This is a genomic window from Paenibacillus chitinolyticus NBRC 15660 (genome assembly GCF_000739915.1).
Lineage (GTDB): Bacteria > Bacillota > Bacilli > Paenibacillales > NBRC-103111 > Paenibacillus_F > Paenibacillus_F chitinolyticus.
Window position 1 is genome coordinate 313,773 of sequence record NZ_BBJT01000004.1, and the last position, 12,793, is coordinate 326,565.

The following is a 12,793-nucleotide window of genomic DNA, read 5'->3' on the forward strand; positions in this document are numbered from 1 at the left end:
CTCTTGACATGTCCAAAGGCCGTTCAATTCGGGAAAATAAGGCCGATCTTAAACATTCCTTAAGAAATTCAGCGCGGTTTTGTTAAGAACAACCTCCTATAATAATCTCTATGGAAGCTTGTTGATGGAGGTGCCGCTCCCCGAATAACGGAATTGCCAATCCCTTCTTCCTGTGCTAACGTCGCAATAGCTTGTTTTATACGAATGGAATCAAGGGAAAGCAGGGTCCGGTACACGGCGGCATCCGTTTTCCGGCACATAAAGGAGCGCATAGTCATGGGAAAAGAAACGATTCTGGTCGTAGACAATGAAAAAGAAATCGTGGAACTCATCCGTATTTATTTAACCAACGAGGGGTATGAAACGGTTTCGGCCGGGGACGGTCTGGAAGCCTTGGATGTGCTGAAAAGCCGGGAGGTCGATCTGATTATCCTCGACATTATGATGCCCCGTATGGATGGCGTCCAGGCGTGCCTGGAAATCCGGAAGGAGAAAAACATGCCCATCCTGATGCTCTCCGCAAAAAGCGAGGATATGGACAAAATTCTCGGATTAACCGCCGGGGCGGACGATTATTTAACGAAACCGTTTAATCCGCTCGAGCTGATGGCACGGGTGAAATCCCAACTGCGCCGGTATAAAAGATTAAACGCCCCCATGCCATCCGAAACGCTTTCAAACCGTATCGAATTGGACGATCTGATTATTGATACGGCTACGCACGAAGTTCATGTGGAGGGGCGGCCGGTCAAACTGACTCCCCGGGAATTTTCAATCCTGGAGCTGCTGGGGCGCAACCGGGGAATCGTGTTCAGTACGGAGCGCATTTATGAGACGGTCTGGAACACCCCGTACTTCGAATCGGACAACACCGTCATGGTGCACATCCGCAAAATCCGGGAAAAAGTGGAGAGCAACCCAAGGCAGCCGAAATACATCAAAACCGTTTGGGGGGTAGGCTACAAAATTGAAACCTAATCGAAGCCGGAAGTTCGGGAAGATTTGGGGACTGCTGGTGCGCGGCATCGTTCGTCCCGTTATTTTGTGCAAGCAAAATGTGATGCGCAGCCTGCGAATGCAGCTTATCCTGGCGTTCGCTTTATGTATTGGGGTCGCGATCGCGGCCGGGGGCCTAGTGTCCGAGCTTACTAAATCTTGGCGGACGGCAAGCAGCATCTCTTATATTCAGGACAAAGAGATTACGGCAAACCAGGTTCGCCGTCTTGTGGAACGCCTCGAACAGATTCAAAAGTACGGCGGCGATACCGACAGGTACCCTGCCGCTAAAGAGGAGTCGGCCTTGAAGCACTTGCCAAGCACCGATCAGGAGCTCCAAAGCCAGAAGGAGACCGAAGATACCGGTACCGGTATAGGCTCCGGACCGGATCGGCAGGCGGACTCCGGAAGCTCTGCCTCTTCCACCGCACCGAAATCGGCTGCCCCGTCTCCAATGCCGGAATCCGCCGTCCCGGATGGGACGGGCACGAACGGCAAAGCGGCTCCGGAGCCCGCCGGTCCAGGCGCAGCGGAAGCGGACAGCAAAAAAACGCCGACACCGGGCAAGGCCGCCGAGCAGCCGGCGCCCTCCTTTTTTCCGGTAAATCCGGCGGATATTCAGTCTCTTCTGGACGATGAAGCCGACAGGCCCGGAAGAAAATCGCTCTATATTATCGATGCAGCCGGCAAGGTACTGTACCGAACAAAAGGAAGTGGAGAAAGCCGGTTCGATATCCCGCAGCTGGTCGGCAGCGCCATGGATTCAGAAGGCACATTCCGGGAGAGTCACGAAAACCGCGAGTTCACGTTCATGTACCCGATTCTTTTAAACGGCACTCAATCATTTCTCGTAGCCAAGGCGGTTCCCGAAGCTCAGATCTCTTATTACGAGCAGGATACCTCTCTTCCCCTGATCGCCGGGATCGCTACCTTCCTGGGACTCTTCTATTGGATTACCCGGCGGAAAATGCAGCTTATCGAAGAAATGGCGCAGGGACTTGTCCAAATGTCCCAAGGTAATCTCGCTCATCGGGTTCCCGAAAGAAGTCATGACGAGCTCGGTGTGCTCGCCGGACATATGAACTCCATGGCTTTCGATCTTCAGCATTCTCTGGAAGAAGAGCGCAAATCTCAGCGGCTGAAAAACGAATTGATCACCAATGTTTCCCACGATCTCCGCACGCCCCTTACGCTCATCATCGGTTACCTTCGGCTTTTGAAGGACAAGGATTACAAAGACGAGGAGCAGGCGGCGAATTATATGCAAATCGCTTACGGGCGCGCGGAAAAACTTAAGATTCTCATTGACGAGCTGTTCGAATTCAGCCGGATGACGAACGAGGGCGTGCCGCTCGCCAAACAATCGGTCTGCGTAAACGACCTGATCTACCAGCTTTCGGAGGAATATATCACGATCGCGGAACAGAACGGCCTCACCCTCCGCCTCGTTCTCCCGCCTATGCGGCTGTTCGTCTCCATGGACCCGGATCAGATGATCCGCGTCTTCGAAAATCTGCTCACGAATGCGGTCAAATACAGCCCCAAACCGAGCACCATCGAGGTGATCGTTCAGGAGGAAGGACGCGACGTTAAAGTGACGGTGATCAACGAAGGTGATCTATCGGAAACGGAGGAGCTCGATCGCCTGTTTGACCGGTTTTACCGGATGGATGCCGCACGTTCCTCCGATACAGGCGGCTCCGGGTTAGGCCTCGCCATTGCCCGCAGCATCGTCGAAGCTCATGACGGCCGCATTTGGGCGGAGAACCGCGGCAAATCGATTATGTTCCATGTGAAACTTCGCCGGTATTAATTACCGCCTGTTTCTGAAAGATCGACTTCATGGCCAGGCTCCACGGAAACAAAAAGAAACCCGGAAGACCGTTGTAGACGGCTTCCGGGTTTCTTTGCTTTTTTTGAGAAAGGGAAATCTATGTTAGATACGATTAGTTCTGCATAATGAAGTCTTTTTCAACGACAGAGTTCTCGTCGTACACGCGGAGAATCTCATACTTCGTATTGCGCTGGGCAGGAATTTTGCCTGCGGTGCGGATCATTTCCAGCGTGGAGGAAATGTTCACTTTATGGGTGGTCCCCGCAGCCGAAACGACATTCTCTTCGATCATGGTGCTTCCGAAGTCATTGCAGCCGTAATGCAGCGATTGGCGGCCGATTTCGGGGCCCATCGTTACCCAGGAAGACTGGAAGTTCGGAATATTGTCGAGCATAATGCGGGAAATGGCCAGCATTTTCAGGTACTCTTCCGGCTTCGTTTTCTCTACGCGCAGATTCGTGTTGTCCGGCTGTACCGGCCACAGGATGAAGGCCAGGAAGCCCAGCGAATCGTAGCCGTTCTGGATGCACTTATCCTGCGCTTCTCTCACGCGAAGCAGGTGCATGGCGCGCTCTTCCATCGTCTCGCCGAAACCGTAAACCATCGTCGCGGATGTATTCATGCCCAGACGGTGAGCCGTTTCCATGGCATCCATCCAGTCGCGCCAGGAGCCTTTTTTCTTGGAAATTTTCATACGGATGCGGTCGTCCAAAATTTCCGCGCCTCCGCCGGGCAGAGAGTCCAGTCCGGCGTCCCGCAGTTGACGGATCACTTCTTCCAGCGATAGGCCGTTCGACACATCTTTCATCTTCCAAATTTCCGCCGGAGAGAAAGAATGCATCGTAATATCGAAGCGCTGCTTGATCTCGCGCAGCAGATCCGTATAGTAGCTGAACGGCAAATCCGGATTCGTGCCGCCCTGCATCAGAATCTCGGTTCCGCCTACATCTAGCGTCTCCTGGATTTTACGGAAAATATCTTCATTGGTAAGTACGTATCCTTCCGTAGAACCGGGAGCTCTATAGAATGCACAAAATCTGCAATAAACGTCACAAACGTTCGTGTAGTTGATGTTGCGGCCTACTACAAACGTAGTGATCGGTTCAGGATGGTGCCTCAGCATAATTTGGTTAGCGACATGACCCATTTTCTCGATCTGGTCGGATTCGAGCAGTGTGACACACTCCTCCAGATCAATTCGTCCGCCTGCAAGGGATTTATCCAGAATGCGGTCGATCGGATTCATGGCATTCACTCCTTTCTGACTTCCGCACACGAATTTAGGTATGAATTCGCGGCTCACGATATACTATGTGAAAAAAGTTACATGTATAAAAAAACATTATCACCATTGTAACATAACGCCCCAAATCCGGCTACGGGAAAAATAGGCCTTTCGGCTATCTTTCGTACTTGATTTCGGTAAAAAAGAAAAAGCAAGCGAAGCGGCACCCGTTTCATCCGAACGGAATATACCCACTTGCGCTTGCTTCTTTCGAGCCCTCAGACAGCCGCTTATCCCTGCAGATGAGATAAAGCCGCGTCCAGGTCCGCTATTATATCGTCGATGTCTTCCAGACCGACGGAATACCGCACGAGCCCGTCCGTAATTCCCCGCTCCAGCCGCACCTCGCGCGACATCGCGGCATGAGACATCATCGCCGGGTAGGACAAGATGCTCTCGACCGCGCCGAGAGAGACGGCGACCAGCGGGATCTTGACCTCGCTCAGAAGCTTCCTGGCGCGCTCGCCCCCGTTCACGTCGAACGAGACGACGGCGCCGTAGCCGCTCGACTGCTTCTCGTGAATCTCGCGGCCCGGATGGCCCGGCAGCCCCGGATAGTACACGGCCTCGACCGCCGGGTGACTGTCCAGCCATTCGGCCAGACGACGGGCGTTCTGCTCGGAGCCTTCCATGCGCACCTTGAGCGTCTTCATGCCGCGCATAAGCAGCCAGCTGTCCTGTGGTCCGAGCACGTTGCCCAGGCCGTTCTGGATCTGCTTCATGCGGCGTCCGAGACTCTCGTTAGCCACCACGGCCAGGCCGGCCAGCACGTCGCTGTGACCGCTCAGGAACTTCGTCGCGCTGTGCAGCACAATGTCGACACCTTGCTCGATCGGACGCTGATGGTACGGCGTCATGAACGAGTTGTCGAGCATCGTGAGCAGCCCGTTTTCTTTCGCCCATGCGCAGATGACCGAGATATCGGTAATCTTCAGCGTCGGGTTGGACGGCGTCTCCAGGAAGACCGCCTTCGTGTTCGGCTTCAGCGCCGCCTTGACCTTCTCCGGATCCGTCATATCGACGAACGTCGTTTCGATATTCATCCGGGTCAGAATCGCGGTGAGCAGCCTGTACGTTCCGCCGTACACATCTTCCGTACAAATTACATGGTCCCCACTCGACAGCAGGAAGAAAGCCGATGAGATGGCCGCCATCCCCGAAGCGAACGCAAATCCCCGCGCTCCGCCTTCCAGCAGAGCGATATAGTCTTCCAGCGCCTGACGGGTCGGATTGCCCGAACGGGAATAATCGAACTCCGGCGGATTATCCAGCGAGAAATGATGAAAGGTAGATGCTTGATAGATCGGTACGCTGGAAGCGCCCGTCGTTTTATCGATTTCTCCACCGAAGTGGATAATTTTCGTTCCTAGTTTTTTGTCGGTACTCACGCTTGATTGTCTCCTTCCACCTCAGCCTGTGCATGTTCCAGAGCCTGCGCCAGGTCGGTAATAAGATCGTCCACATGCTCGATGCCGACCGAAAAACGCAGCAGCCGGTCGTCGACGCCTACTTTTTCCCGGATTTCGAGAGGAATATCGGCGTGCGTCTGAACGGCCGGGTACGTCATAAGCGACTCCACTCCGCCGAGGCTTTCCGCGAACGCAATAAGCTTAACGTGCCTCAGAATCGGCTCCACTAAACGCGCATCCGTTACCTTAAAGGAGAAAATTCCCGTGTTGCCGGACGACTGTCTGTTCTGGACCGCATAACCCGGATGGGATTCGAGCGCCGGATAGTATACATCCGTTACAAGGGGATGCCACTGCAGATAACGGGCGATCGTCGTCGCGTTATGTTCGTGCCGCTCCATGCGCAGAGCGAGCGTTTTCATCCCTCTCATAAGCAGCCAGCTGTCCTGCGGACCGAGCACGGCGCCGATGGAATTGTGCAGGAACGCCATTTGTTCGGAAAGCTCCTGCCCCTTGGTCACGATCAGACCGGCCAGCACATCGTTGTGGCCGCCCAAATATTTGCTCGCGCTGTGGATGACGATATCCGCGCCAAGCTCGATGGGACGCTGCAGATAAGGAGTGAGCAGCGTGTTGTCCACGATGGAGAGAATCTGTTTGTTCTTGGCCCAGCCGCAGACGAGTTTCAGGTCCGTCACCATCATGAGCGGATTTGTCGGCGTTTCGATCAGAATCGCCTTCGTGTTCGGGCGGTAGGCTTCTTCCAGCGCTTCGACGTCGTTCGTGTCCACATAGGAAGCGCTCACGCCGAAGCGGGACATGATCTGCTCCAGCAGACGGTATGTACCGCCGTAAAGGTCCAGAGACACAATTAGATGGTCTCCCTGGCTGAACAGCGTGAAAATGGTCTGCAGCGCCGCCATGCCCGAAGAACAGGCAAAGCCGGCGTCTCCGGATTCCAGATCGGCAATAGCATCCTCCAGCACACTGCGGGTCGGGCTTTTCGTGCGGGCATAATCGAATCCGGTGCTTTCTCCAAGACGCGGATGACGGAACGCGGTTGCCTGGTACACAGGGAAGCTGACCGCTCCGGTCGTTGGTTCGGAAACCGAACCGATTTGGGCCAATCGACTTTCGATGTTCATGCGTGGAATCTCTCCTTTAAGGTATCATTCGTTCTATACTATAGACAGGCACTAAGCGCGCTGAGTTCACGACCCGCATTAAGATCATACGGCGTTTCCTGGTAAACGTAATAGTTCAGCCAGTTGGAGAACAGAAGATTCGCATGCGCTCTCCACGTGATCATCGGCTTCTTGCTCGGATCATCGTTCGGATAATAATTTCTCGGGATCGCCACGTCCATGCCTTTATTGACATCGCGGTCGTACTCCCATTTCAGGCTCAGCGGATCATACTCGGAATGTCCCGTTACGAAAATTTGCTTGCCGTCCTTCGTCGCCACGATATAAATGCCGGATTCTTCCGACTCCGATAAAATCACGAGCCGCTCATCATTCTCGATGTCTTCACGGCGCACTTCCGTATGTCTCGACTGGGGAACGAAGAAGAACTCGTCGAACCCGCGGAGCAGCTTCACGTTTTCTTCCGTAATCATGTGCGGGAAAACACCGAACACTTTTTGGTCCACCGTGTACTTCGGCACGTCGAAATGATGATAAAGTCCGGCCTGGGAAGCCCAGCATATATGAAGCGTCGAGGTTACGTTGTCTATGCTCCAGTCCATGATATTCTTCAGCTCATCCCAGTAATGAACATCCTCGAAATCCATTTGCTCAACGGGTGCCCCGGTAATGATCATTCCGTCGAATCTTTCGTCTTTGATATCTTCAAACGTTTTATAAAACATCTCCAAGTGCTCGGGAGAAGTGTTTTTAGAGGTGTGGGTTTTAGGGTGCAGCAGGACAAATTCGACCTGAAGAGCCGTATTGGACAGGAGACGCAGCAGCTGGGTTTCCGTTGTTTCCTTCGTCGGCATCAGATTCAGAATCGCAATCCGCAGAGGGCGGATATCTTGATGGTAGGCAACCGTCTCATCCATCGCAAAAATATTTTCTTGGTTCAGCACTTCTTTAGCCGGAAGATTATCAGGTATTTTAATCGGCATCGGTCATTCCTCCTCGAAAGAAATTAAAACAGGCCTCTCTCAAAAAGTTGAGAAAGGCCTGTTCATCCCTATGCAACATGCTCCTCTCTCATCTCCCAGAAGCCGCTATTCATACGGCTCCCGCAAGAATTAGCACCGTGCATTGCCCCTCGGGGGTTACAATGTCGGTTGCCGGGTATCATCGGGCCAGTCCCTCCACCTACTCTTGATAAGAAAGTTTATTCAGTTATCTCCTATCTTAAAGGTTACCGGGCAAATGTCAAGTGCTTTTTGAAAAGTTGCACATAATAAACTTGCTAAGCGAAAAATGAATGTCTTTCATAACGTTCGCAGCTATTGGCGCATGTGTGGCGTCTCATGACGGTCGCCTCCTTAGCGCAGGCCGTATTCCGTATGAACCCTCCAAGCTGTTTGTCCGATCGTCCGCCCGCACCTCACCCCCTTCTCCGGCATAGGATAAAAAATCCCCAGACCACGGGGATTAGCAGGAGAAAAGTACCAGAGTTTGATGCTTGAATCGTGGAAAATGTAGGTATATACTAGACAAGTATTCGACACGGAATGATAAAGGGGGGAACATACGGATGGACGGGGACCGACCGAGAAGTAGACGCTTTACCCGGTACGATCAAAATCGAATAGCAGCGAACCGGGGCCGGCACTCCAGCGTCCGTAGTTTCCCTACGGACCGGAGTGCTGTGCGCCGTTTCGCATAAAGAGGTGAAACGGATGAAAACACGCCTGGTACACAAGGGCGCTTTTACGCTGGTTGATGACATTCACGAAGCGCTGACACCACCCGAATCCGGTTTTTACTGGATCGATGCGGATGTGGACGATCTGGAGCAGCTGCAGCCGCTCTTCCATCTTCACGATCTGGCCGTAGAGGATTGTCTCAGCGAAGAAGAACAGCGGCCCAAAATCGAAATTTACGACACGCACTATTTTATTGTAATCAACAGCATCCGGTTTGATGATGAAGAAATCTTTCTTCGCGCACTCAATATTTTTCTGGGCAGGCATTTCATCATTACCGTTACGAGACAGAAAATCCAGGAGCTTCGTGCCATCAAACCCTTTCTCTGGGATGAAGAGGTTAACAGCCCGGACCGCTTCCTGTATCATCTGGTTGACCTCGTCGTTGACAACTACGTCATTGTCGGGGACCGGATCGAAGATAAGATCGAGAAGCTTGAAGAAGATATCCTGATGCACACGAAAAAATCTCATTTGAACGAGATCGTCGGACTCCGCGGGGAAATTTTATGGCTGAAAAAAATGCTTGTGCCGCAGCGTGACGTCGTGGCGACATTAAACCGCAAAGAACTGAAACTGATCGATAACCAACTGCAAAAATATTTCGGCGACATTCACGAAAATGCCGTCAAAATCGTCGACACCTTCGATACGCTCCGCGATCTCATGGGCAACTTACGAGAAGCTTACCAGTCCAGCGTAGCGAACCGCGCGAACGAAATCATGCGTATTTTTACCGCACTGACCACAATCTTTATGCCACTGACCTTTATCACCGGTATTTTCGGAATGAACTTCACCGATATTCTCGGGCTGCTGACTGTTCCATATGCGGATTTATTCATTTTCGGATTTATGGGTGTACTCGGGCTGTGCATGTTCCTACTCTTCCGTAAAAAAGGGTGGATTTGACTATGCAGAATGACGACGTTGACCTAACAAAGCATCGGCTTCCATTGTTCTTGACCAAGAACGAAGTGGAAGCCGATGCTATTTTTGTGCCTTTTTTATTTTTTGGGTGTGCTGAGACCGCCGACATACTGGTCGTAGGCTTCGTAAATCTTGGCCGCGATCGGTGACGCCCCGTAACGGCCGTAACCGCCTTCCGGCACGACAACGGCAATGGCCAGCTTAGGATTTTGAGCGGGCGCGAAGGAAATGAACACCGCGTTATCGACAGTTCCGCCAGAAACCTGCTGCGTCGAAGTACCGGTTTTACGCGCTACCGGATACGGCAGTTTGTCGATGCCTTCCGCTCCGCTTTTCATCCCGTTGATAACCGTATCCCAGTAGGTTTTGGGAAGATCGACTTGATTCAGAATCTCCGGTTCGTAGCCTTTGACGACCTTGCCGTCGGAATCGAGGATTTCTTCCACGAACTGCGGTTTCATTCTTTTGCCGCGGCTCCCCAAGGTAGCAGCAAATTGAGTTAGCTGCAAAGTGGTGTACTTTTCGTTTTGTCCCCAAGAAGCATAAACCATGGCGGATTGATAACTGCTTGTTTTGGCGGCGGCATCGATTTCTGAGAAACCTTCTATTTCTCTAGGCAACCCACTGCCTGTCAGAACGCCCAAACCAAATTCCGCCATATGTTTATCCCATAACTCACCCGATTTTTTTTGATATTTGTTATAGAACGGAATTCCTATCATAGCGGACATATAAGTATTGGAAGATACTTCGATTGCTTTTGTGGGACCCATGATTCCGTAGCTGTGACCATCCGAGTTACGTATGGTACTTTTATCTTTACCGAACGAAAACGATCCGGTGTCGTTATAAGTGCTTCCGGGACTTAGAAATCCTTCTTGAAGGCCCACTAACACACTAAGCGGCTTAATCGTCGACCCCAGATATACGAGAGAAGACGGATGCTTCTTCTGCTCTTTTTCCGGAAAGTTGGCCGGCGAAGTCCGAATGGTTCCGTTATTGATAAAATATTCAAGCTGCTTATACGTCTCGGTAGACATTCCACCGGTCCACAAATTGGTGTCGTAGTCCGGCATGGAGGCCATAGCGACCACTTTGCCCGTATCGACTTCCATCGCTACCGCATAACCGGAACGGGCGTATGGGGCTGCAAACTTTGCATACCCGGATGGCGGGCTATGCAGCCATTTCAACTGATCCATGATCGCCTGCTGGGCCGCAAGCTGCACGTTGGTATCGATCGTTAGCCGGAGATTCTGCCCCTTCTCCGGTTTTTCCAAAGTCCCGTTGCCGACAATTTTACCGGCCGCGTTGACCGGATAACTCTTCTTACCCGGTTTTCCGCGCAGTTCATCCTGATACATCATTTCAAGCCCGTCAAAACCAACCGTTTCCCGAAGCAAATAGCCTTGGTCCTTCCTGCTCTTATAAAAGTTAAGATTTGCGGTATCATCGTATTTTTTCAAGTAGCCTACGAGCTGAGCAGCTATTTTCCGCTGGTCATACATGCGGATGCTTTCCTCGACAACCTCCACGCCGTGAAGCTCATCCCGGTGGGAAAGAAGGTAAGCAACCTCTTCCTTGTTTAAATTGGCTTTTATTCTTCTCGGCTCCGAATAAGGTGTTTTGGGTTTGATCTTCTGCTTGTTGATATCAAAATCCAGATCCATGGCTTTCATGATATCTTCCGTAGTCATCTTGGGCAGATTCTTGTCGCCAAGCTCACCCAGAATCTTTTCAAGCTTCTTGGCCGTCTCTATGATCGGATCTTGATTTTTGGTGCCGCCTTCGACACGAAAATACAGCGATTCCGTGGAATTGGAAGTGGCAATCGGCACCCCGTCTTTGCTCAATATATTGCCGCGTATGGGGGGAATGGCGGTATCCGTATTCATCCCATTCGTTTTTGCAATTTGAAGTTCAGGACCTTTAACGAATTGAAGGTAGGAAAGTTTAACGATAAGCACACAAAACAGGGCGAAAGTAGCGAAGAAAAAAATATTGATCCGGAGTGTAAAATGAATGCGTTTGTCCGCTTCTCTTTTGGCGGGGTCCTGCTCGGTATAAGGCGATTTCATAAGCCAGCCCTCTCTCACAATCTATACGTTCAAGTGTAGCAAAACCGCCCTTTATTTACAATTGAACGGAACCTCCAGACTGGTTACAAAAAGGTTAAGATTTAGGAGGGGATCGGGGACAGGCGAATCGAAATCGCTCTCTTTCCGCTAATGCAATGAAATTTCCGGATCACGGGTCAAAACTGCCTGTTTATCGCTGTCTGTTTGGCGTGTCGCGGCTATCCGGCTTTTTGCCCGCTATCCCGTTCCCTCGCCGCTTCCTCCTTCATCTTCCGTGTTTTGAATCTCAGCAGCCGCAGCCATTCATAGACGCCGTCTGCCGTCTGGGCATCAGGCAGCTGCTCCCCGTATAAGCCCTGGAGGATGGGCTTCAGGTAGCGGTCTCCCATCTCGGCGAACAGACGCTCCGCCTCGGCCAACTGCTCGGAAGGCACTTTGGCAAGCTCGCTCTCAATGCCTGCAAGCACCTCGTAGCCCTCCCGCTCCAGCTCTTCCAGCAAGGCAACCAGTTCCCGGGAAGTAAAAGAGAGCTCCGTCCGGATCTGTGCCAGACTGCCGCCGCTTGCCATCGCTTCCAGAAGTCTGCGTTTCCCCGACTGGCGAGCCGCTTCTTTCTGCACCCGGCGTTCCAACTGCCGGTTCATCCAGGCTTCGAACTGCGGACGGTCTGTCGCGCCCGCGACCCAATCCAGCGGAAAATCCGTCTGGCGCTGCTTGTCCCTCGTGATGCGCAGTACATCGCCGCCGTACTTGGAAGCCCGGTTCTGCCCGAAACCTGGAATATGAAGCAATTCCTCCAACGATTGCGGGCAAAAAGCGGCGATCATCTGAAGCATCCGGTTGGATGCCAAAATAAACGGAGAGCGGCCTTCTTTGAAGGATTGTTCGCGTCTCCAGGCTCTTAGCTCATCATAGACGGCTTCATCAGCGTTAAGCTCGCCGTAATATTGAAGCAGTTGCGTCATCTCCGCTTTGGCGGACAACCCCGTCTGCTCTTCACCGATTCCCCGGAGCAGAGGTTTGTAACCTTCCGCAAGCTTGAGTTGAAGCCCTTTCCTGATGGCATGGACAAGTTCCTCCCAAGAGATGCCTTCATACCAGATATCCTGGACCGGCTTGCCGTTGTCGTTCACTTCATTCCACATCGCCTGCCAGATTCCCGTCTTCTCGCCGGCAAAAAATTGAGCCTGCCTGACTTTTCCTTCCTCCATTTGTTTCTCCAAAGTCGTCAAATAAATCACGTTCATACTTTTCCTCCTCTATTTTCACGTTGAATAAGGCCCGGGAACGCAAAAAGCACCTCTCCTTGTGCGTAATAAAACGCAGGTGGAGAGGTGCTTCCTCTGTGTACTGAGCTATATCCATATCCTACCATAC

General features: G+C 52.1%; 9 protein-coding genes and 1 riboswitch. Of the genes, 3 read left to right on the plus strand and 6 right to left on the minus strand.

Annotated features, from left to right (window positions below; genetic code table 11):
- The first annotated feature begins 276 nt into the window (after positions 1-276).
- Together PCH01S_RS11400 and PCH01S_RS11405 are read left to right on the plus strand one after the other, a co-directional pair.
- Positions 277-978, plus strand: coding sequence for a response regulator transcription factor (locus PCH01S_RS11400; protein ID WP_042229355.1), 702 nt, complete (start codon positions 277-279; stop codon positions 976-978).
- Complete coding sequence (locus tag PCH01S_RS11405) at positions 968-2,809, plus strand: ATP-binding protein (protein WP_042229356.1); 1,842 nt, start codon at positions 968-970, stop codon at positions 2,807-2,809. The genes PCH01S_RS11400 and PCH01S_RS11405 overlap by 11 nt, the downstream gene beginning before the upstream one ends.
- Before the next feature lie 133 nt (positions 2,810-2,942).
- Here PCH01S_RS11405 and mqnC read toward each other — a convergent pair whose 3' ends face one another.
- The 4 genes from mqnC to metA all read right to left on the minus strand — a co-directional run bounded on the left by mqnC (position 2,943) and on the right by metA (position 7,652).
- Positions 2,943-4,076: a cyclic dehypoxanthinyl futalosine synthase gene (gene mqnC, locus PCH01S_RS11410; RefSeq protein ID WP_042229357.1), complete on the minus strand. Its 1,134-nt coding sequence runs from the start codon at positions 4,074-4,076 to the stop codon at positions 2,943-2,945.
- A 269-nt stretch (positions 4,077-4,345) separates the two neighbouring features.
- Positions 4,346-5,503, minus strand: a complete 1,158-nt coding sequence (locus tag PCH01S_RS11415) for a trans-sulfuration enzyme family protein (RefSeq protein ID WP_042229358.1) — start codon at positions 5,501-5,503, stop codon at positions 4,346-4,348.
- Positions 5,500-6,669 (minus strand): aminotransferase class I/II-fold pyridoxal phosphate-dependent enzyme, encoded by a 1,170-nt coding sequence (locus PCH01S_RS11420; RefSeq protein WP_042229360.1) that lies wholly within the window; start codon positions 6,667-6,669, stop codon positions 5,500-5,502. Before PCH01S_RS11420 ends, PCH01S_RS11415 begins: the two co-directional genes overlap by 4 nt.
- A 38-nt stretch (positions 6,670-6,707) precedes the next feature.
- Positions 6,708-7,652, minus strand: coding sequence for a homoserine O-acetyltransferase MetA (gene metA / locus PCH01S_RS11425; RefSeq protein WP_042229361.1), 945 nt, complete (start codon positions 7,650-7,652; stop codon positions 6,708-6,710).
- Positions 7,653-7,737: 85 nt separating this feature from the next.
- Positions 7,738-7,867, minus strand: a riboswitch (SAM riboswitch).
- 514 nt (positions 7,868-8,381) lie between these two features.
- Here metA and corA point away from each other — a divergent pair.
- Positions 8,382-9,320, plus strand: a complete 939-nt coding sequence (gene corA / locus PCH01S_RS11430) for a magnesium/cobalt transporter CorA (protein WP_042229365.1) — start codon at positions 8,382-8,384, stop codon at positions 9,318-9,320.
- A gap of 95 nt (positions 9,321-9,415) precedes the next feature.
- Here corA and PCH01S_RS11435 read toward each other — a convergent pair whose 3' ends face one another.
- Together PCH01S_RS11435 and PCH01S_RS11440 are read right to left on the minus strand one after the other, a co-directional pair.
- Entirely contained in the window at positions 9,416-11,416 is a 2,001-nt protein-coding gene (locus PCH01S_RS11435) for a peptidoglycan D,D-transpeptidase FtsI family protein (protein WP_042229367.1), read from the minus strand.
- A gap of 218 nt (positions 11,417-11,634) precedes the next feature.
- Positions 11,635-12,663 carry an HRDC domain-containing protein gene (locus PCH01S_RS11440; RefSeq protein ID WP_042229369.1) on the minus strand — a complete coding sequence of 343 codons (1,029 nt, stop codon included), beginning with the start codon at positions 12,661-12,663 and terminating at the stop codon, positions 11,635-11,637.
- Positions 12,664-12,793 lie beyond the last annotated feature (130 nt).